Here is a 21,964-nt window from a genome sequence, read left to right on the forward strand (position 1 = left end):
CGGCATATGCCAGAGGCACTACGGGCACCTCTGCAGCCACTTCCACCTGCGCGGACACCGGAGAGCGAGGTAATTGCACGGGCGGTCGGAGCGCTGGACCTTAAGGCTCTCTTAAGGTCCAGCTAATCCGCCCACACGGATGAACGCACGCCACTCTGTACGCAACTGGCGTTCGGTCAGAGGAATTTGGCCTTGCCCGGACCTTCCTCCACGAAGCTGCGCATGCCACGCTCCCGGTCCTCCGTGGCGAACAGACCGGCGAACCAGTTCCGCTCGATCGTGAGGCCGGTGTCGATGTCCGTCTCCAGCCCCGCGTCCACGGACTCCTTCGCGGCCCGAAGCGCCAGCGCGGGCCCCTGGGCGAGCCTGGAGGCCCAGGCCCTGGCCTGCTCGTAGACCTCGGCAGCGGGCACCACCCGGTCCACCAGGCCGATCGCCAGGGCCTCCTCGGCCTTGACCTGACGGCCCGTGAAGATCAGGTCCTTGGCCCGCGAGGGCCCCACCAGCCGGGCCAGGCGCTGGGTGCCGCCGGCGCCGGGGATCAGCCCGAGCAGGATCTCCGGCTGGCCGAGCTTGGCGTTGTCCGCGGCGATCCTGAAGTCGGCGCAGAGCGCCAGCTCGCAGCCGCCGCCCAGGGCGTAGCCGGTGACCGCCGCGACGACGGGCTTGGGGATGCGCGCCACGGCGGTGAAGGACTCCTGGAGTGCCCTGGACCGCACGACCATGGCCGTGTGGTCCATCGCCTGCATCTCCTTGATGTCCGCTCCGGCCGCGAACACCTTCTCGCCGCCGTAGAGGATGACGGCCCGCACGTCGTCGCGTCGGGTCGCCTCCTCCGCGAGCTCGCGGAGCCGGTCCTGGACGGCGACGTCCAGGGCGTTCATCGGCGGGCGGTCCAGCCGGATCGTGCCGACGTTGTCGCTCACTTCAAGGGTTACGGTCATGGGAAGCAGGTTAACCGCCGCTAACGCGCGCGGGCCCGGTGCTGTTGGTCACAGCACCGGGCCCGCTCCGCATCCGTGGCGCGGGGACCTACTCGGTCCACTCCGCCCAGTCCATGTTCCAGCCGTTGAGGCCGTTGTCCGGCTGGATCACCTTGTCCTTGGAGTTCTTCACGATCACGACGTCGCCGATCAGCGAGTGGTCGAAGAGCCACGCGGCGGGGGTCTTGCTGTCCCACGCGCCGCGCACGTCCCGGAGCCCGACGCAGCCGTGACTGGTGTTGGTCGAGCCGAAGATGCCCGACGCACCCCAGTAGTTGCCGTGGATGAAGGTGCCCGAGGTCGACAGACGCATCGCGTGCGGGACGTCCTTGATGTCGTACTCACCGCCGAAGCCGACGGTGTCGCCGTTCATCCGGGTCACCTTGAGCTTCTCGCTGATGACCATCTGGCCGTTGTACGTGGTCGTCGCCGGGGCCCCCGCGGAGATCGGGATGTCCTTGATCTGCTTGCCGTCCCGGACCACCTTCATCCGGTGCGAGCGCGCGTCGACCGTGGAGACCTGACTGCGGCCGATGGTGAACTTCACGGTCTTGGCCTGCTTGCCGTAGACCCCGGGCCGGCCCTCGACACCGTCGAGGTCGAGGCGCACGGTCACCTTCGTGCCCGCCGCCCAGTACTTCTCGGGGCGGAAGTCGAGACGGTCGTTGCCGAACCAGTGCGGTTCGACCGCCACGGCCGGCTCCGCCGTCACGGTGACGGCCTTCTCGACGGCCTCGGGGGCGGTGATGCCCCGGGTGAAGTGGATCGACACCGGCATCCCGACCCCGACGGTCGAGCCGTCCTCGGGGGTGTACTGCCCGATGAAGGTGTTCTGCGGGACCAGCGTCGTGAAGGTGGTGTCCTTCGCCGACTGGCGGCCCTTGGCGTCCTTGGCGACCGCGTGCACCGTGTACTTGGTGGCGGCGGCCAGATGGCGGTCGGGGGCCCAGCTCAGGCCGTCCGCCGCGATCCTGCCCGCGACCTCCTTGCCCTTGGGGTCGGCCACCTTCACCGTGCTCAGCTTGCCCTGTGCGGCCGAGACCTTCAGCACCCCGCTGGTCGCGACGTCGTCGGCGCCGTCCTTGGGTGCGATGGTCACCACCGCCTGCGAGGCGCTGGTGTCGTCCACCGCGGCGCCCGCTCCCTTGCCGTCGGTCGCGCCGGTGCTCCCGTTCCCACCGCACGCGGTCACCAGCAGCAGCGCGCCCAGTACCAGCGGGAGGAGTCCGGAGGCCCTGCGCCCACGCCGTTCCCCGCCCGCGCCGGATCCCGCCCCCGATATCGGCTGCCCGTTCATTGTGGTCGTCTCCCCTCGCACGGCCCTGGCCCCGCCATGGCCCGCACCCCCGCGCGCTGTACATGCGCGCCAGCGCTAGATAATCACACCGCGCGTCGGGAGAAGTTCCCTGGAACGTCACCGTTCAGTCCCAAGTCGGCCTGCGGCGGTGCCCGGTGGTCCCGGAGAGCCTTTCCCCGGGACCTTCGCAGGTCGGGACCGGGGTCAGCGCAGCGCGGAACCCGCCTTCCACCGGGGCCAGTCGAGGTTCCATCCGCCGAGGCCGTTGTCCGGTGCGACGGTCCGGTCGGCGGAGTTGACGACCTCGACCACGTCGCCCACGAGCGTCCGCTCGAAGAACCATCCGGCAGGGGTGTCCGAGCCGCCGCCCTTCACGTCGCGCAGCCCGATACAGCCGTGACTGGTGTTCTCCGAACCGAAGACGTCCGGCGACTCCCAGTAGTTGCCGTGCAGGAAGGTGCCCGACTTCGTCAGCCGGATGGCATGGGGCACGTCCTTGATGTCGTACTCGCCGCCGAAGCCGACGGTGTCGCCGTTCATCCGCGTCACGTCGTGCAGTTCGGAGACGACCATCTTCCCGTTGTAGGTGGTCGTCTTCTCGGCACCCGCCGTGATCGGTACGGCGCTGACGAGTTCGCCGTCGCGGCGCACCTCCATCGTGTGCTCCCTGACGTCCACCACGGACATCTGGGAACGGCCCACCCGGAAGGTCACCTTCTTCCGCTGGCTGCCGTACACACCGGGTGCCCCTTCGACGTCCCGCAGGCCGACGTCGACGGTGACCTCGGTGCCGGGCTCCCAGTAACCGGCCGGGCGGAAATCGAGACGGTTCTTCCCGAACCAGTGGCCGGCCACCTCGACCTCGGGCTCCGTGGTGATCCGGATGGCCCTCTCGACGGCGGCCCGGTCGGTGACCTCCCGGCTGAAGTCGAAGGAGACGATCATCCCGGTGCCGACGGTGGACCGGTTCTCCGGCTTGAAGTAGCCGATGAAGCGGTCCTTGGGGACCAGGGTGGTGAAGGTGGTGCTGCGGGCCGAGCGGTGACCGTCCCCGTCGACCGCGACCGCCTCGACGCTGTACTTCCCGGCCAGCCCGAGCCGGTAGCCCTCCTCCCTGGGAGCCCAGGAGCGGCCGTCACCCGCGATCCGGCCGGGCACCTCCTGCTGTTCCGCGTCCTCGATCCGGGTGACCCTGACCCGTTCGAGGCGGCCTTCGGGGACGGTCACCTCCAACGGGCTCCCGGCGCCGACATTCGCGGCGCCGTCCTTGGGGACGATCCGGATGGCGTCCCCGGGTGAGCGGTCGTCACCGAAGAACGACGACGTCCCGGTGCAGCCGGCCAGTACGGCCAGCACGGTGAACAGTCCTGCCCATGTCAGCACGGCGGTCGAACCCGCCCGTGCTCTCTTCGCTACGTGGTTCACGCTCCCCCAACGACAGGGGTCGTCCGGGGGAAACGTGAGTGCGGGCCCCCCGGTGGGCAGAACAAGGGGTGAGGACACCATCAGGAAGGCCGCCGCCGGGACGCCGCGGACTCCTTCTGCGGGTGACCGCTCCGACGAGCCGCAGGAGGCTGAGAGGTGTCGAGCACAGCCGAGCAGGAGGAAACGCCGCGTACCGCCGGGAGGGTCGTGGCGACCGGACCGGTCCTGAGGAACGGTCCGGACGAACCACCCGTATGGCCGGGTGCCCCTATGCCGTTGGGGGCACGCTTCCGGGTCGGACCCGACGGTGTGGCGGGCACCAACTTCGCCCTCTGGGCCGGCGGCGCGGAAGCCGTCGAGCTCTGCCTCTTCGACGAACGGGGACACGAGACCCGGCTGCCCCTGACCGAGCTGACCCACGAGATCTGGCACGGCTTCGTCCCCGGGGTGCGGCCGGGACAGCGCTACGGCTACCGGGTGCACGGGCGGTGGGACCCCTGGACCGGAGCCCGCTGGAACGCGGCGAAGCTGCTCCTCGACCCGTACGCCCGGGCGGTGGACGGGTCGTTCACCCTGCCGCCCGAGGTGTACGGCCATGTGCGGGACTGGCCCGAGCAGCACGTCGCCGACACCGTCCGCGACGACCGTGACTCCGCTCCCTTCGTGCCCAAGGCCGTCGTGGTCCACGACGACGACGACTGGGCCGAGGACCGCCGCCCGAAGACGCCGTGGGCGGACTCGGTCATCTACGAACTGCACGTACGCGGGTTCACCAAGCTCCACCCCGGTATCCCTCCGGAGCTGCGCGGCACCTACGCCGGCCTCGCCCACCCCGCGGCCATCGGCCACCTCAGACGCCTCGGGGTCACGGCCGTCGAGCTGCTTCCGGTCCACCAGTTCGCCCACGAGGACCACCTGCTGCGGCGCGGACTGCACAACTACTGGGGCTACAACTCGATCGGCTACTTCGCCCCGCACGCCGACTACGCGGCGAGCGGCACCACCGGCCAGCAGGTCGGCGAGTTCAAGCAGATGGTGCGCGCCCTGCACGACGCCGGGATCGAGGTCATCCTCGACGTGGTCTACAACCACACCGCGGAGGCCGGGGAGCTGGGCCCCATGCTGTCCCTGCGCGGCATCGACAACCGCGGCTACTACCGCCTCGCCCAGGACGCGCGCCGTTACGCGGACTACACGGGCTGCGGCAACACCCTGCACGTGGTGCAGCCGCAGGTGCTCCGCCTGATCACCGACTCCCTGCGCTACTGGGTGACGGAGATGGGCGTGGACGGCTTCCGCTTCGACCTGGCGGCGGCGCTCGCCCGCTCGATGCACGACGTCGACATGCTCTCCCCGTTCCTCGCCGTGATCGCCCAGGACCCGGTGCTGCGGCGGGTCAAATTGATCGCCGAGCCGTGGGACGTCGGCAACGGCGGCTACCAGGTGGGCGCGTTCCCGCCGCTGTGGACCGAGTGGAACGACCGCTACCGGGACGCGGTACGGGACTTCTGGCGAGGCGCGCTGCCCGACGTACGCGACATCGGCTACCGCCTCACCGGATCGAGCGATCTGTACGCCTGGGGAGGCAGGCGCCCGTACGCCTCCGTCAACTTCGTCACCGCGCACGACGGTTTCACCCTGCGTGACCTGGTCAGCTACGAGCAGAAGCACAACGAGGCCAACGGCGAGGGCAACCGCGACGGGACGAACGACAACCGCTCCTGGAACGGCGGGGCCGAGGGCGAGACCGAGGACCCGGAGGTCAACGCCCTGCGCCGCGGGCAGCTGCGCAACCTCCTGACCACGCTCCTCCTGTCGACGGGGGTGCCCATGCTCGTCGCCGGGGACGAGATGGGGCGCACCCAGGGCGGCAACAACAACGCCTACTGCCAGGACAACGAGGTCAGCTGGCTGGACTGGTCCCTGCTGGAGCGGCCCGAGTGGCGGCAGCTGACCGAACTCACCGCCCGGGTGCTGTCCCTGCGCCACCGGCATCCGGTACTGCGGCGCCGCGCGTTCTTCGCCGGGACGCCCCAGGCCCCCGACGGGCTGCGGGACCTGGCGTGGTTCACCTCGCGGGGCGAGGAGATGACCGAGGCCGACTGGTACGCGCCTGCGGCGACGCTCGGCCTCTATCTGTCCGGGCGCGACATCCCCGGCCGCGACGCCCGCGGCGGGCAGATCACCGACGACAGCTTCCTGGCCGTCCTGCACGCCGACCACCGCCCGTGCGACTTCCGGCTCCCGGGGCCGCCGTGGGCACAGGCCTACGAACTGGTCCTGGACACCTCGCGCGAGGACCAGTCCACGGCCCCGGGAACGCTCCACACCGGCGGCACCGTACTCACCGTGCCGGGGAGGTCCGTGCTGTTGCTGCGGGTGACGGAGTGAGACACGTCCGGCCGGCGGGTTCGTCCTCCACGCTCCGACGGCGCTCCGGCGGGTTCGTCCGCCGACGCGCTCGGACCACATCGGCCGATCGGTTGATGCGGCGCTGCCACCGGGCGGAGTGACCGGAAAACCAGGTGAGCGATGTCAGTGGTGAACCTTAGGCTCACTCCTGATGCCCGAAAAACCTGCAGAGCCCACGGACCGGTCCGCCGTGCGCTCCCTCCTGCGACTGTGGCCCTATGTCCGGCCGGTGCGCGCGCGCTGGGCCAGCGCCGCCCTCGTGGCGGTTCTGGCCTCCGGTCTCACCCTGGTCATCCCCCTGGTGCTGAAGTGGATGGTGGACGGGCCTGTCGCCCGGCGCGACCCGGGCGGCGTGTGGCTGGGGGCGCTGTGGCTGCTGCTGCTGGGCATCCTGGAGGCAGGGCTGTTCGGGCTGCGGCGGTGGCTCGTGGCCCGGCCGCTGGCGAGCGTGGAGGCGTCGATGCGCGCCGACCTCTACCGCCATCTGCAGCGCCTGCCCGTGGCGTTCCACGACCGCTGGCCCTCGGGGCAGCTCCTGTCCCGGGGCACCACGGACCTGATGCTCATGCGGATGTTCCTGGCCTTCCCCCTGACCTTCCTGCTGGTCAACGGGACTACGATCCTGGTCGGTTTCGTCATCCTGTTCGCCCAGGACTGGTCGCTGGGACTGGTACTGCTGGTGCCCGCGGTGCCTCTGATGATCCTGTGCTCCCTCTTCGAGACGAAGTACGCGGTCGTGGCCCGCAAGGCCCAGGACCAGGTCGGTGACCTCACGACGGTCGTCGAGGAGAGCGTGCTCGGCATCCGGATCGTCAAGGGCTTCGGCCGGAACCGCAGCCAGGCGCTGGCCTTCCGCTCGCTCGCCCAGCGGCTGCGCGGCACGGAGCTCGGCAAGGCGAGGCTGCTCGCCGGGATCTGGGCGCTCATCACCGCAATCCCCGAGCTGGCCATCGGAGCGGCGCTGGTGCTCGGCACGGTGCAGGTGGCGGACGGCCGGCTGTCGGCCGGGACGCTGGTGGCGTTCCTGTCGACCGCCCTCGCGTTGCGCTGGCCGGTCGAGTCGATCGGGTTCCTGCTGGCGATGAGCCAGGAGTCGGCCACGGCCGCCGACCGCTTCTTCGAGGTGATGGACGTCGCGGAGGAGCCGGAGCCGGAGGTGCCGGACATCGCCTCGGGGAAGGCCGGTGACGGACAGGAGGGCATCGTCTTCGAGGCGGTCGAGTTCCGCTATCCCGACGCCGGACCCGGTTCCCCGCCCGTGCTCGCCCGGATCGACCTGCGGATCCGTCCCGGCGAGACGATGGCCCTGGTGGGGGCGACGGGTTCCGGCAAGACGACCCTGACGGCGCTCGTCCCACGGCTCCACGACGTGACCGCCGGCCGGATCCTGCTGGACGGTGAGGACATCGCCCTCATGGAACGCCCCAGGCTGCGCGAGCTGGTGTCGGTGGCCTTCGAGGAACCGACCCTCTTCTCGGCCACGGTCGGGGAGAACGTGCTGATGGGAGCGGAGGACGCGGGCGAAGAGGACCTGCGTCGCGCACTGGCGGTCTCCCAGGCCGGCTTCGTCGACGACCTCCCGCAGGGCGTCGACACCCAGGTCGGGGAGCAGGGGCTGAGTCTCTCCGGCGGCCAGCGGCAGCGCCTCGCGCTGGCCCGTGCCGTGGTGGGCAGACCCCGGTTCCTCGTGCTCGACGACCCCCTCTCCGCCCTGGACGTGCACACGGAGACCCTGGTGGAGGCGGCCCTGCGGCGGGTCCTGGCGGAGACGACGGCCGTGGTCGTCGCCCACCGCCCGTCGACCGTGATGCTCGCGGACCGGGTGGCGCTCCTGTCGGAGGGCCGGATCAGTGCCGTGGGCACCCATCAGGAACTTCTGCGGACCAGCGCGGAGTACGCCTGGCTGATGTCCGGTGCCCGTGACGGCGCCGGTGTTCTCGTCCCCGAGGAAGGCGGCGCCCGATGACCAGTACGACTGCCGACGGCCCCGCCCTCGCCGGCGACGACCTGCCCGGCGAGGCGTCCGGACGGGCGCCGGGAGAGGACGACGCCTTCGAGGGTGACTCCCTGCCGGCACCCAGGGGCGCCACCCGCGCGCTGCTGATGTCCCTGCTCGGCCCGATGCGGGCCAGGGTGGTGGTGGCCTCCCTCCTCCTGCTGGTCCAGCAGGCGGCCGTGCAGGCCGGGCCGCTGCTGGTGGCGTACGCCATCGACAGCGGCGTGCCGGCGTTCCGGGACCACGACTACGGCCCGCTGGCCGCCGTCGGAGCCGGGTACGCGCTGTGCTCGCTGGCCGCGGGGATCATGCAGTACGCCTTCATCCGGGCGGCCGCGCGGATCAATCAGGACGTGCTGCTGGATCTGCGCGGCCGGATCTTCCGCCACGCCCAGGCGCTGAGTGTGGACTTCCACGAGCGCTACACCTCGGGCCGGCTGATCTCCCGGTCGACGACGGACGTGGAGTCCCTGCGCGAACTGCTCAGCGAGGGTCTCCAGGAACTGATCGGCGTGATCCTGTCGTTCGTGTCGATCTCGCTCCTGCTGCTCTGGCTCGATCTCGGCATCGGGGCCATCGCGGTGGCCTCCTTCGCTCCCCTGTACCTGCTGGTGCGGAGCTACCGCCGACGGGCCGCCGAGGCGTACTCGGCCCGCTCGTCGGCGATGGCCGGGGTCATCGTGAAGTTCGCCGAGACGATGAACGGGATCCGCCCGGTGCAGGCGTTCCGCCGGGAGCGCGTCAACGACCAGGACTTCGCGGTGCTCAACCACCGCCACGAGCGCACGAACGGCGACGCCCTGCTGGAGATGGCCCGTTACGTCGTCGGGTCCCGGCTGGTCGCCAACACGGCGGTGGCCGGCATGGTGCTGTGGGGCGCCTACCGCGTGGCGTCGGGCACGCTGGCCCTCGGCGTGCTGGCCGCGGCGGTGCTCTATCTGCGCAGGCTCTACGACCCGATCGACCGGCTCGCGATGTTCCTCAACTCCTACCAGTCGGCGGCGGCCTCGCTGGAGAAGATCGCCGGTCTGCTGGCCCAGACGCCCACGGTCCCCGAACCGCTCACCCCGAAGGCGCTGCCGCCCTCGGCCGGTGAGCACCCGGGCCGCGAGGTGACCTTCGACGGAGTGCGGTTCGCGTACCGGACGGGTGGCGAGGTCCTGCCCCGCTTCGCCCTGACGATCCCGGCCGGACAGACCGTGGCGGTGGTCGGTTCGACGGGCGCGGGCAAGTCGACGCTCGCCAAACTGCTGGCGCGCTTCTACGACCCGACGGAGGGCCGGGTGCTGCTCGACGGGACCGATCTGCGCGATCTGGCCACCGACGAACTGCGGCGAGGCGTGGTGATGGTGACCCAGGAGGCGTTCCTGTTCTCCGGGACGATCGCCGAGAACATCGCGATCGGCCGTCCGGACGCGACGCCCGAGGAGATCGAGCACGCGGCCAAGGCGATCGGGGCGCACGACTTCATCAGCGCCCTGCCCGACGGCTACGACACCGACGTACGGAAGCGGGGTGGCCGCATCTCCGCCGGGCAGCGTCAGCTCGTCGGCTTCGCACGGGCGTTGCTGGCGGATCCGGCGGTGCTGATCCTGGACGAGGCGACGAGCTCGCTCGACGTGCCCGGCGAGCGCGCGGTGCAGCGGGCGATGGACACCGTGCTGCACGGGCGCACGGCGGTGGTGATCGCCCACCGCCTGTCGACCGTGGAGATCGCCGACCGGGTCCTGGTGATGGAGCGGGGGTGCGTGGTGGAGGACGGCGCCCCGGCGGACCTCATCGCAGGGACCGGCCGGTTCGCGGGCCTGCACCGTGCGTGGCGCGAGAGCCTGGCGTGACGCGTGTGCCGGGTGTGGTCGCCCTACGGCCGCACCCGGCGTCGACGGCGCCGGCGCTCCGGAGTTCCGTCCGCCGGGACGGCGTCTCCCCCGGTGCCTGCGGCGTCTTCTGAGCGACCGTTCGGGACGGCGCGGAACTGGCCACAGTTCCGCGCCGTCCCGACTCCGTTTCCGCACCTCCTGCGCGCATTCCTGTTCGAACGGCGCGGATTCGAACGAAATCTCAAGTCCTCCCACGTTCCCGGTCCCCTCGGCACTCGGGCGACCCCCATACGGCACCGGTATGACACACAACGAAACGTCCGCTTAACGAACACGGCACTTCCGGCAACGGACGACTTCCGGCCAATTCATTGACACGGTCCTGACACGCACACGTTTCTGCTGGCACTCTTCCCCCGTTCCGCGCACCGCCTGCTCTGCCGGTCGGCTCACCCAGTCGGCCGTGACCCCCCTCGCAGAAGGAGTCCGCGTGAGACCCACGCCCAGCCGTCGTGCCACCGCGACCGGCGCTCTGATAGCCGCAGCAGCACTCCTCGCCGTCGGAATGCAGGGCGGTGCCGCAACGGCCGCCCCCGAAGGCGCGTCCGCGGCCCCGGCCGCCGCTGTGAAGGGCGCCGACCCCGGCGCGCTGCCCGCGAAGCTCTCCCCCGCCCAGCGGGCCGAACTGCTCCGGGAGGCCAACTCCACCAAGGCGGCCACCGCCAAGGAGCTCGGCCTCGGGTCGACGGAGAAGCTCGTGGTACGGGATGTCGTCAAGGACGTCGACGGCACCACCCACACCCGCTACGAGCGCACGCTCGACGGGCTCCCGGTCCTCGGCGGCGACCTCGTCGTGGCCGAGTCCAAGGCGGGGAAGACCGAGGGCGTCACCAAGGCGTCGAAGGCGACCGGAGCGCAGCTGAAGGCCGTCGGCACGGCGGCGGACGTCGCGCCGGCCGCCGCCGAGAAGCAGGCTCTGACCGCGGCCAGGGCGGACGGCTCGAAGAGCACCGAGGCGAGCAAGGCCCCGCGCAAGGTCGTCTGGGCCGCGAACGGCACCCCGCAGCTCGCGTACGAGACCGTGGTCGGCGGTCTCCAGCACGACGGCACGCCGAACGAGCTGCACGTCATCACCGACGCCTCGTCGGGCGCCAAGCTGTTCGAGTGGCAGGCCATCGAGAACGGCACCGGCAACACGCAGTACAGCGGCACGGTCACGCTGGGGACCTCGGGCTCCGGCAGCTCGTACAACCTGACCGACACCGCGCGCGGCAGCCACAAGACGTACAACCTGAACCGCGGTACGTCCGGCACCGGGACCCTGTTCTCCGGCCCCGACGACGTCTGGGGCAACGGCAGCGCGTCCAACACGGAGACCGCCGCGGCCGACGCGCACTACGGCGCCGCGGAGACGTGGGACTTCTACAAGAACGTGATGGGGCGCACCGGCATCCGGGGTGACGGAGTCGGCGCGTACTCGCGCGTGCACTACGGAAACAGCTACGTCAACGCCTTCTGGTCCGACAGCTGCTTCTGCATGACGTACGGCGACGGCAGCGGCAACGCCGCACCCCTGACCTCGCTGGACGTGGCGGCCCACGAGATGACGCACGGCGTCACCTCCAACACCGCCGGTCTCAACTACAGCGGCGAGTCGGGCGGCCTCAACGAGGCCACGTCGGACATCTTCGCGGCGGGTGTGGAGTTCTACTCCAACACCTCGACGGACCCGGGCGACTACCTCGTCGGCGAGAAGATCGACATCAACGGTGACGGCACGCCGCTGCGTTACATGGACAAGCCGAGCAAGGACGGGGCGTCCAAGGACTCCTGGTACTCGGGCCTCGGCTCGATCGACGTCCACTACTCCTCGGGTCCGGCCAACCACTTCTTCTACCTGCTGTCCGAGGGCAGCGGCGCGAAGACCGTGAACGGGGTGTCCTACAACTCCCCGACATCGGACGGCCTTCCGGTGACCGGCATCGGCCGGGACAAGGCGCTGCAGATCTGGTTCAAGGCGCTCACCACGAAGTTCACCTCCACCACGAACTACGCGGCGGCCCGCACCGGCACGCTGGCGGTGGCGACCGAACTGTACGGCGCGTCGAGCGCCGAGTACACCGCGGTGGCCAACGCCTGGGCCGGCATCGCCGTGGGCTCGCGCCCCGGCGGCGGCGACCCCGACCCGGGTGGCAAGGTCTTCCAGAACACGACCGTGAAGGCGCTCGCCGACCGCAGCACCACCAACATCCCGGTCGTCGTCACCGGCCTCACCGGCAACGCGCCGAGCACCCTGTCGGTGGCGGTCAACATCACGCACACCTACCGCGGTGACCTCGTCCTCGACCTGGTGGCCCCGGACGGCACGGCGTACCGGCTGAAGAACTCCTCGTCCAGCGACTCCGCGGACAACGTGGTGGCGACCTACACGGTCAACGCCTCGTCCGAGGTGGCCAACGGCACCTGGAACCTCAGGATCCAGGACGCCTACTCGGGCGACACCGGCACCTTCAACAGCGTCAAGCTGACCTTCTGAGCACCGCCCGGGGGCGCCTGACAAGGCGTCCCCGGACGGCGCGGAGAACGTCCGACGGCCCGGGGAAGCATGCTTCCCCGGGCCGTACCGCGCTCAGTCGGGGATGTTCTGCTCGGCCCAGACCACCTTGCCGGTCGCCGTGCGGCACGAACCCCAGCTCCGGCACAGCAGGTTGATGAGCTGGAGTCCCCGGCCGCCCTCGTCGCTGACGTCGGCGTGCTGGATCTGCGGCAGGTCGGGCCCGGTGTCGGCGAGCTCCACCACCAGCCGCTCGTCGCGCAGGAGCCTGAGCCGGCCAGGCCCGCCGCCGTACCGCAGGGCGTTGCCGACCAGCTCACTGACGACCAGTTCCGTCACGTCCGCGAGATCGTCGAGATCCCACAGGGCGAGCTGCTCGGTGACGAGCTTGCGGGCCGTGGAGGCAGGGTTCCCCTCCGTGGGCAGGTCCCACTCCCTCAGCCGGACCTCGGCCGGCAGCTCATGGCCCCCCGCGACGAGCAGCACCGCTTCGTCGAACCGGCCGTCGTCCTGTCTCGGGCAGGTCAACGGCTTCCCGGAGTCCAGCAGTTCGGCCGGCATGGCGGCGACGGACGTGCGGAGCGTCTCCAGTTGCACGTCCACGTCGTCGGTCCGCGTCTTGATCAGCCCGTCGGTGTAGAGGACCAGCCGAGCGCCGACCGGACCGCGCAGCCGCAGCGGGTCGTACGGGATGACGCCCGCCCCCAGCGGCGCACCGACCGGTACGTCGACGTAGCGGGCGGTACCGCCGGCTTCCACCAGCAGGGGCGGCGGATGCCCCGCGCTCGCGATCGTGTAGCTGGAGTCCGCCGGGTCGTACACCGCGCACAGACAGGTGGCGACCTGGTCGTCCTCCAGGTCGCGGGTGGCGAGGTCGAGCCGGGCCAGCACCCTGTCGGGCGCGATGTCCAGGGTCATGAGGGTGCGGGCGACGGTCCGCAGCCGGCCCATGGTGGCGGCGGCGGGCAGACCGTGGCCGGTGACATCACCGACGACCAGCGCCGTCCGGCCTCCGGGCAGTGCCACCACGTCGTACCAGTCGCCGCCCACCCCGTGCGCGTCGACGGCGGGCGCGTAGTGGGCGTGCACCCTCAGTCCCGGCGTACGGGGAGTGGCACGCGGGAGCAGGGAGCGCTGGAGCGAGACGACGTGCTCGCGCTCCCGCCCGTAGAGCCGCGCGTTGTCTATGAAGACGGCTGCCATGGAGGCCAGCTGCCCGGCCAGGTCCAGGTCCGCGCGGTTGAAGGGCGGGCTGTCCCCCGCGCGCACGAAGTCCGCGGAACCCAGCAGGACGCCGCGCGCGGTCAGGGGCACGGCCATGTAGCTGTGGACACCCTGGCGCCGCATCGCGACCGCGGCACTCGCGGTGGGGGTGACGCGCTCGTAGTCCTGCGGGGTCATCCGGCTGACCAGCACGGGCCGGCCGTTGCGCAGGCACTCGGTGGTCAGCAGCGTCTCGCGGCGCTCCCTGCGGTCGACCACCTCACCCACGGGCGAGGGTTCGAGACCCTTCAGCGATTCGATGGCCCGGACCGCCATGGCACGGGTGACGGGAACGGCCGCGCCGGTCACGCGCTCGCCCTCCTCGCCGCGCAGCACGGACTCCAGCAGGTCGACGGCAGCACCGTCGGCCAGTCTCGGGACGCTGTACGCGGCCAGCTCCTCGGCCGTCCGCTCCAGATCGAGGCTCGTGCCGATCCGGGTGCTCGCCGCGTTGAGCCAGCGCATCCGGACCGCGGAGGTGAAGCGGTCGCCGCGCAGGGCACCTGGCTCGGACTGGCGGATGTGCAGCCGCCGGGAGACACCCCCCTTCGCGGCCGGCCGACGGGTCAGGCGTCTCGCTCGGCCTCCGCCGCCGTTCACCGTGCTGACCTCCACTCGCGTCCGGGGGAACGCCTCGCTCGTCACGTCGGTGGCTGCTGGGCAGCACCGGCAGGGCTGTCATGTTAGCGAGATCACGGCGAAAAAACCCCTGCCGGTCGTGCGGTGGACCGCCGGGCACGGAGATGGGCCCGGCGCAGCACGCACGCCGGGCCCTCCTGAGCGGGAGACGTCAGCGCAGGAGCACCCCGCCGCCGTCGCCCGTGGACGCGTTCGGCACCGCGACGAGGCCGAGCTCCGCACCCGAGGCGATCAGCCGGTGCGAGGGCAGGACACGCACGGTGTATCCGTACGGGCCGGTGCGGTCGAGGGCGAGCGGGCCCTCGTAGAGCCAGCGGCCCTCGAGGTCGTGCCCGCCCGCCGGCTTCAGCGGATACGTCCGGGCCTCGGCGATCGCGTCGCCGGAGTCGACGCGCCCGGCGACGACCTGTACCTCCACGTCGTCCGGGTCGAGACCGCCCAGGGCGACCCGGACCCGGAGCGCCAGGGTGGACCCGAGCTCCGCAGAGTCGCCGACGACCGTGTCGGCCGCGGCCTCCACATGGTCGACGGCGACCTGTGGCCAGGCCGCGCGGATCCTGGACTTCCAGGCGGCGAGCTCCCGGGCGGCCGCCGGTTCCAGTGCCCGGCGGGCCTGGGCGGCGGGGGCGTAGAGCCGTTCCACGTACTCGCGCACCATGCGTCCCGCGAGAACCTTGGGCCCCAGGGTGACCAGGGTGCTGCGGACCATCTCGATCCACCGCTCGGGCAGGTCATCGGCGTTGCGGTCGTAGAAGCGCGGGGCGACGCGGTCCTCGATGAGCGCGTAGAGGGCGTTGGCCTCCAGCTCGTCGCGCCGCTCCTCCCCGGTGGCGGAGCCGTCGGCGGTGGGGATCGCCCAGCCGAAGTCGGGCCCGAACCACTCGTCCCACCAGCCGTCGCGCACGGAAAGGTTCAGGCAGCCGTTGAGTGCCGCCTTCATCCCGCTGGTCCCGCACGCCTCCAGGGGGCGCAACGGGTTGTTGAGCCAGACGTCGCAGCCCGGGTAGAGCTTCTGTGCCATGGCCATGCCGTAGTCCGGAAGAAAGACGATGCGGTGGCGTACGCGCGGGTCGTCGGCGAAGCGCACCAGTTCCTGGATCAGCCGCTTGCCGCCGTCGTCGGCGGGGTGTGCCTTGCCGGCGACGACGATCTGGATCGGGTGCGTCGGGTGGAGCAGCAGTTCCCTGAGCCGGTCACGGTCGTGGAGCATGAGCGTGAGGCGCTTGTACGAGGGCACCCGGCGGGCGAAGCCGATGGTGAGCACGTCGGGGTCGAGCACGTCGTCGATCCAGCCGAGCTCGGCGGTGCCCGCGCCCCGGCGGCGCCACGAGGCGTGGAGACGCTTGCGCACCTCGGTGACGAGCTGCTCGCGCAGTCCCCTGCGCAGGTCCCAGATCTCGCGGTCGGAGGCGGTCGTCACGGCGTCCCGGGGCGCGGGCGTGCCGGCCCGGCCGCCACTGGTGCCGTCCGCCGCGCCGGCCTCGGCTCCGGCCGTGGTGTTCTCCGCCCGTTCGGAGCCGAAGGTGCCGGCTCCCAGCCGCATGACCTCGGGGGCGACCCACGTCGGCGCGTGCACGCCGTTGGTCACCGAGGTGATCGGTACCTCGGAGGGGTCGAATCCCGGCCACAGTCCCGAGAACATCTCCCGGCTGACGGCCCCGTGCAGGGTGGAGACGCCGTTGGCGCGCTGCGCGAGCCGCAGTCCCATCACCGCCATGTTGAAGAGGCCGGGCTCGCCGCCCTCGTAGGTCTCCATGCCGAGGCGCAGGACCTTGTCCACCGAGACCCCGGGCAGTTCGCCGTCGTCGCCGAAGTGGCGGGCCACGAGCTGACGGTCGAAACGGTCTATCCCGGCGGGGACCGGGGTGTGTGTGGTGAAGACCGCGCCGGCCCGCACGACCTCGATGGCCGCGTCGAAGTCCAGTCCGGTCTCGGAGAGTTCCCTGATCCGCTCCAGGCCGAGGAACCCGGCGTGGCCCTCGTTGGTGTGGAACACCTCGGGCGCCGCGTGCCCGGTCAGCCTGCAGTAGGTGCGCACCGCGCGCACCCCGCCGATGCCCAGCAGCATCTCCTGCAGCAGCCGGTGGTCGCTGCCGCCGCCGTAGAGCCGGTCGGTGACGTCACGCTCGCCCGGCGCGTTCTCCTCGACGTCGGAGTCCAGGAGCAGCAGCGGCACGCGGCCCACCTGGGCCTGCCAGACGCAGGCGTACAGCGAGCGGCCGCCGGGCAGCGCGAGCACCACCCGGCTGGGGGTGCCGTCGGTCTCCCGCAGGAGGGTGAGCGGCAGTTCGTTGGGGTCGAGGACGGGGTAGTGCTCCTGTTGCCAGCCGTCCCGGGAGAGGCTCTGACGGAAGTAGCCGTGGCGGTAGAGCAGGCCGACACCGATAAGGGGCACACCCAGGTCGCTGGCGGCCTTCAGGTGGTCACCGGCCAGGATGCCGAGCCCGCCGCTGTACTGCGGCAGGGCGGCGGTCACCCCGAACTCGGGTGAGAAGTAGGCGATGGCCGCGGGGAGGTCCGCGCCGTGGGAGAGCTGGTCCTGATACCACCTCGGGCCGCCGAGGTACTCCTTCAGGTCCTCGGACACCTCGGCGAGGCGGCCCAGGAAGTTCTGGTCCCCGGCCAGCTCGTCGAGCCGGGCGGCGGAGACGGCACCGAGCAGCCGGACGGGGTCGGCGTCAGCGGGACGCCACCCCTCGGGGTCGGCCGCCCGGAACAGCTGTTGGGTGTCGGTGTGCCAGGACCAGCGCAGGTTGCGGGCGAGGTCACTGAGCGGTCGCAGGGGTTCGGGGAGGACGGGACGCACGGTGAATCGACGAATGGCCTTCACGTATCCCACCTTTACAGGGGACGTACGGATCCGAGGGGACGCACGACGGTGGACGCCCTCTCCGTCACCCTCGACGGTAGCGGTGTGCCGCCGTACGCGGCCACGGCGCGCGGACGGCTCAGTGGGCCCCATGGAGTCCGGCACGCCCGCCCCCGTCCCCCGCGTTGCACCGTACGCGCCCTCCCTCTGCCGTCCCTGACGCCCCATCCGCCACCTGGGCCCCGTGCGCTCTCTCAGCCCCGGCTGTCCCGTGGGCCAGATGCGCCAGTTGCGTACCCATCTGCCACGGGCGATATGGCTGATTTCCCCACCTCACGCGGACTTGTGGCACCCCGCACCACAGGGAAGGCTTCGGAGGTGCCCGTGAAACCGCCGGAGAACCGGCGCGCGGACATGAGCGTGTGCGCCGGTTGCACCCAGGAGTTAACACACCGCCGGGTTGGCCGCCCGAGAACGGTGGGAAGGCTCCCCCGGTAACAGTCCCGCGCTGCACACCCCAGGTGCCCCGGTAGGAGCCCGAATCCCCCGCGCACCTGCCATTCGAGTGCCATTCGAGTGAACGCGGACAGGAGCGGCCATGCCCACAGCCCGCCAGCCGACGACCGAGCAGCTACAAAGGACGCAACCCCACCATCGCGGCGCGCGCGGTCAGCCCTTCACGCCCACGTCGCGCACCGTGCATGCCGAGCTCCGACCCCCAGGTGATTCCATGATCGGTCGCATTCCCGTCCTGGACGTGACTCCGCTCGTCGACTGCGGCAGACGGCCGGCCAAAGCCGTCGCGGGCGAGACCTTCCAGGTCGGCGCCACAGTCTTTCGCGAGGGCCACGACGCGGTGGCCGCCAACGTCGTCCTGTGCGACGCGAACGGACGGCCCGGCCCCTGGACCCGGATGCGCGAGCTCGCTCCCGGCACCGACCGCTGGGGCGCCGACGTCACCCCCGATGCCGAGGGAGCCTGGACGTACACCGTCGAAGCGTGGAGCGATCCCGTCACCACGTGGCGGACGGCAGCGCAGATCAAGATCCCCGCGGACATCGACACCGCTCTCGTCCTCGCGGAGGGGGCCGAGCTCTACGCACGCGCCGCCGAGGGCGTGCCCAAGAAGGACGGCCGCGAGGCCGTGCTGGCCGCGGTCGACGCGCTGCGCGACACCGGCCGCCCCGCGGCCGCCCGGCTCGCCGCCGCGATGGCCCCCGAGGTGGACGACGCGCTCGGCCGCCACCCCCTGCGCGAGCTGGTCACCGCGTCCCGGCCGCTGCCGCTGACCGTCGAGAGGCGGCGCGCGCTGTACGGCTCCTGGTACGAGCTGTTCCCGCGCTCGGAGGGCGCCCGGCAGGAGCCGGTCACACCCGCGAAGCCGGCACGGAAACCGAGGGCGACGAAGACCGCGAAGACGGCCGCCGCCGCGCGGAGGAAGACCCCGGCGGTCACGGCGGAGATCGGCGCGCCGGCCACCAGGCTGGTGAGCGGCACGTTCCGCACCGCCGCCGAGCGGCTTCCGGCCGTGGCCGCGATGGGGTTCGACGTCGTCTACCTCCCGCCGGTCCACCCGATCGGCACCACCCACCGCAAGGGGCCCAACAACAGCCTCACCCCCGGAGCCGACGACCCGGGAGTGCCCTGGGCGATCGGTTCGGCCGACGGCGGCCACGACGCGGTGCACCCGGACCTCGGGACGCTGGAGGACTTCGACCACTTCGTGGCGACGGCACGCACCCTGCGGATGGAGGTCGCGCTGGACTTCGCGCTCCAGTGCTCACCGGACCACCCGTGGGTGACCGAGCACCCGGAGTGGTTCCATCACCGCCCGGACGGGTCGATCGCGTACGCCGAGAACCCGCCGAAGAAGTACCAGGACATCTATCCCATCGCGTTCGACAAGGACATGAGCGGGATCGTGCGCGAGACCGTGCGCATCCTGCGGTTCTGGATGGAGCACGGCGTACGGATCTTCCGTGTCGACAATCCGCACACCAAACCGGTCGTCTTCTGGGAGAAGGTGATCGCCGACGTGAACCGCACCGACCCGGACGTGATCTTCCTGGCGGAGGCATTCACCCGGCCCGCGATGATGCGCGCGCTGGCCTCGGTCGGCTTCCAGCAGTCGTACACCTACTTCACCTGGCGTAACACGAAGGGCGAACTCACCGAGTACGTCACTGAGCTCTCGGGCGAGAGTTCCTCGTACATGCGCCCCAACTTCTTCGTGAACACGCCCGACATTCTTCCCGGTTACCTCCAGGACGGGGGGCGCCCCGCCTTCGAGGCCCGGGCCGTGCTGGCCGCGACGCTGTCCCCCTCCTGGGGCGTGTACGCGGGCTTCGAGCTGTGCGAGAACACCCCGGCGCATCCCGGGAGCGAGGAGTACCACGACTCGGAAAAGTACCAACTCAGGCCCAGGGACTGGGAGTCGGCGGAACGTGAGGGCCGCTCGCTCGCACCCCTGATCACCTCCCTCAATCGGGTCCGGCGTCGCCATCCGGCGCTCCAGCAACTGCGCGACGTGCACTTCCACTCCGTCGACAACGACGCACTGATCGCCTACAGCAAGCGATCGGGTCCTGACGTCGTCCTGGTGGTCGTCAACCTCGACCCTCACCACACCCAGGAGGCCACGGTCTCGTTGGACATGCCGCGTCTCGGCCTCGACTGGCACGAGAGCGTGCCGGTGCGCGACGAGCTCACCGGCGACACCTATCACTGGGGCAGGGCCTTCTATGTGCGTCTCGAGCCGGGTGTGACACCCGCGCACATCGTCGCCCTGCGACCGTCCCCGCCGACCGGAGGGTCACCCACACCATGATCGTCAACGAGCCTGTCCACGACCTGTTCGAGGACACTCCCGCCAAGGACCGCGACCCCGACTGGTTCAAGCGCGCCGTCTTCTACGAGGTACTCGTCCGCTCCTTCCAGGACTCCAACGGGGACGGTGTCGGTGACCTCAGGGGCCTCACCGCCAAGCTGGACTATCTGCAGTGGCTGGGCGTCGACTGCCTGTGGCTGCCGCCGTTCTTCAAGTCCCCGCTGAGGGACGGTGGTTACGACGTCTCCGACTACACCGCCGTGCTGCCCGAGTTCGGCGACCTCGCCGACTTCGTGGAGTTCGTGGACGCCGCGCACCAGCGCGGCATGCGCGTGATCATCGACTTCGTCATGAACCACACGAGCGATCAGCACGACTGGTTCCAGCAGTCTCGTACCGATCCGGACGGACCGTACGGCGACTACTACGTCTGGGCCGACGACGACAAGCAGTTCCCGGACGCACGGATCATCTTCGTCGACACGGAGACGTCCAACTGGACCTTCGACCCGGTCCGCAAGCAGTACTACTGGCACCGCTTCTTCTCGCACCAGCCCGATCTCAACTACGAGAACCCGGCGGTGCAGGAGGAGATCATCTCGGCCCTGCGCTTCTGGCTGGACCTGGGCATCGACGGCTTCCGCGTGGATGCCGTGCCCTACCTCTACCAGCGCGAGGGCACCAACTGCGAGAACCTTCCCGAGACCCACGACTTCCTCAAGCGGGTCCGCAAGGAGATCGACGCCAACTACCCCGACACGGTGCTGCTGGCCGAGGCCAACCAGTGGCCCGAGGACGTCGTCGACTACTTCGGTGACTACACCGGGGGCGGCGACGAGTGCCACATGGCGTTTCACTTCCCGGTGATGCCGAGGATCTTCATGGCCGTCAGACGGGAGAGCCGCTACCCGGTCTCGGAAATCCTGGCCAAGACGCCTGAGATCCCGTCCGGGTGCCAGTGGGGCATCTTCCTTCGCAACCACGACGAGCTCACGCTCGAGATGGTGACGGACGAGGAACGCGACTACATGTACGCGGAGTACGCCAAGGATCCGCGGATGCGCGCCAACATCGGCATCCGCCGCCGGCTCGCCCCGCTCCTGGACAACGACCGCAACCAGATCGAACTGTTCACGGCTCTCCTGCTGTCCCTGCCCGGCTCCCCGATCCTCTACTACGGGGACGAGATCGGGATGGGCGACAACATCTGGCTGGGCGACCGGGACGCGGTGCGCACCCCGATGCAGTGGACGCCGGACCGCAACGCGGGCTTCTCGTCCAGCGACCCGGGGCGGCTCTACCTCCCCACGATCATGGACCCGGTCTACGGCTACCAGGTCACCAACGTCGAGGCGTCCATGGCCTCGCCGTCGTCGCTGCTGCACTGGACGCGGCGGATGATCGAGATCCGCAAGCAGAACCCCGCGTTCGGCCTCGGCTCGTACAACGAGCTGCCGTCGTCGAACCCCGCGGTGATCGCGTTCACCCGTGAGTACAAGGACGATCTCGTCATGTGCGTCCACAACTTCTCGCGGTTCGCACAGCCGACGGAGCTCGATCTGCGGGCCTTCGACGGGCGTCATCCGGTGGAGCTGATCGGCGGGGTGCGCTTCCCGGCCGTGGGTCAGTGGCCCTACCTGCTGACACTCGCGGGCCACGGTTTCTACTGGTTCCGGATGCGGAAGGATGCTCCGGTCGGCTGACCGCCGGTAACGGGCGGCCGACGGCGCTCCGGCTCCGGGGCGCCACCCGCGGGGCGGTTTCCACCGCCCCGCACGGGGCACTCTCCCCCATATCGAGCTCTCCGGGCTCCATCCGGCCCCTGGGGCCGATCGATCGAGTCCGTACGGAATTTCCTCACCCGACACGTCCCGCACAGCCGGACAGCCATTGCCGCAATCCGGGACACTCTTCGCATCCTGTGGTGTGCCCGGGGAAA

Annotated in this window: 11 protein-coding genes; 6 read left to right on the plus strand and 5 right to left on the minus strand. The window is 70.7% G+C overall.

The features are described 5' to 3' along the window. Positions 1 to 176: 176 nt before the first annotated feature. The 3 genes from OG206_RS09990 to OG206_RS10000 all read right to left on the minus strand — a co-directional run bounded on the left by OG206_RS09990 (position 177) and on the right by OG206_RS10000 (position 3,705). A complete protein-coding gene (locus OG206_RS09990; RefSeq protein WP_327114439.1) occupies positions 177 to 944 on the minus strand; it encodes an enoyl-CoA hydratase/isomerase family protein in 768 nt (255 codons plus the stop codon). A gap of 88 nt (positions 945 to 1,032) precedes the next feature. Next, positions 1,033 to 2,280: a L,D-transpeptidase gene (locus OG206_RS09995; RefSeq protein ID WP_327114441.1), complete on the minus strand. Its 1,248-nt coding sequence runs from the start codon at positions 2,278 to 2,280 to the stop codon at positions 1,033 to 1,035. A 204-nt stretch (positions 2,281 to 2,484) separates the two neighbouring features. Next, positions 2,485 to 3,705, minus strand: a complete 1,221-nt coding sequence (locus OG206_RS10000) for a L,D-transpeptidase (protein WP_327114443.1) — start codon at positions 3,703 to 3,705, stop codon at positions 2,485 to 2,487. Positions 3,706 to 3,861: 156 nt separating this feature from the next. Between OG206_RS10000 and glgX the strand changes: the two genes are divergently transcribed. The 4 genes from glgX to OG206_RS10020 all read left to right on the plus strand — a co-directional run bounded on the left by glgX (position 3,862) and on the right by OG206_RS10020 (position 12,469). Then, the gene (glgX, locus tag OG206_RS10005; protein ID WP_442805830.1) at positions 3,862 to 6,096 is read left to right on the plus strand and encodes a glycogen debranching protein GlgX; all 2,235 of its coding nucleotides are present in this window, start codon (positions 3,862 to 3,864) and stop codon (positions 6,094 to 6,096) included. Positions 6,097 to 6,268: 172 nt separating this feature from the next. Beyond that, a complete protein-coding gene (locus tag OG206_RS10010; protein WP_327114445.1) occupies positions 6,269 to 8,083 on the plus strand; it encodes an ABC transporter ATP-binding protein in 1,815 nt (604 codons plus the stop codon). After that, positions 8,080 to 9,951: an ABC transporter ATP-binding protein gene (locus OG206_RS10015; protein WP_327114447.1), complete on the plus strand. Its 1,872-nt coding sequence runs from the start codon at positions 8,080 to 8,082 to the stop codon at positions 9,949 to 9,951. Before OG206_RS10010 ends, OG206_RS10015 begins: the two co-directional genes overlap by 4 nt. Positions 9,952 to 10,423: 472 nt before the next feature. Next, on the plus strand, positions 10,424 to 12,469 hold the full coding sequence (locus OG206_RS10020; protein ID WP_327114449.1) for a M4 family metallopeptidase: 2,046 nt from the start codon (positions 10,424 to 10,426) through the stop codon (positions 12,467 to 12,469). Between the two features lie 93 nt (positions 12,470 to 12,562). Here OG206_RS10020 and OG206_RS10025 read toward each other — a convergent pair whose 3' ends face one another. Both OG206_RS10025 and glgP read right to left on the minus strand, forming a co-directional pair. Then, positions 12,563 to 14,365, minus strand: a complete 1,803-nt coding sequence (locus tag OG206_RS10025) for a SpoIIE family protein phosphatase (protein ID WP_442805942.1) — start codon at positions 14,363 to 14,365, stop codon at positions 12,563 to 12,565. Positions 14,366 to 14,540: 175 nt separating this feature from the next. Beyond that, entirely contained in the window at positions 14,541 to 17,219 is a 2,679-nt protein-coding gene (glgP, locus tag OG206_RS10030; protein ID WP_327114451.1) for an alpha-glucan family phosphorylase, read from the minus strand. A 709-nt stretch (positions 17,220 to 17,928) separates the two neighbouring features. On the opposite strand from glgP, the gene OG206_RS10035 reads away from it, so the two are divergent. Together OG206_RS10035 and treS are read left to right on the plus strand one after the other, a co-directional pair. Then, positions 17,929 to 20,025: an alpha-1,4-glucan--maltose-1-phosphate maltosyltransferase gene (locus tag OG206_RS10035; RefSeq protein ID WP_327114453.1), complete on the plus strand. Its 2,097-nt coding sequence runs from the start codon at positions 17,929 to 17,931 to the stop codon at positions 20,023 to 20,025. Beyond that, entirely contained in the window at positions 20,022 to 21,728 is a 1,707-nt protein-coding gene (gene treS, locus OG206_RS10040; RefSeq protein WP_327114455.1) for a maltose alpha-D-glucosyltransferase, read from the plus strand. The genes OG206_RS10035 and treS overlap by 4 nt, the downstream gene beginning before the upstream one ends. Positions 21,729 to 21,964: the final 236 nt, after the last annotated feature.

Origin of the sequence: Streptomyces sp. NBC_01341 (assembly GCF_035946055.1) — a bacterium.
GTDB lineage: Bacteria > Actinomycetota > Actinomycetes > Streptomycetales > Streptomycetaceae > Streptomyces.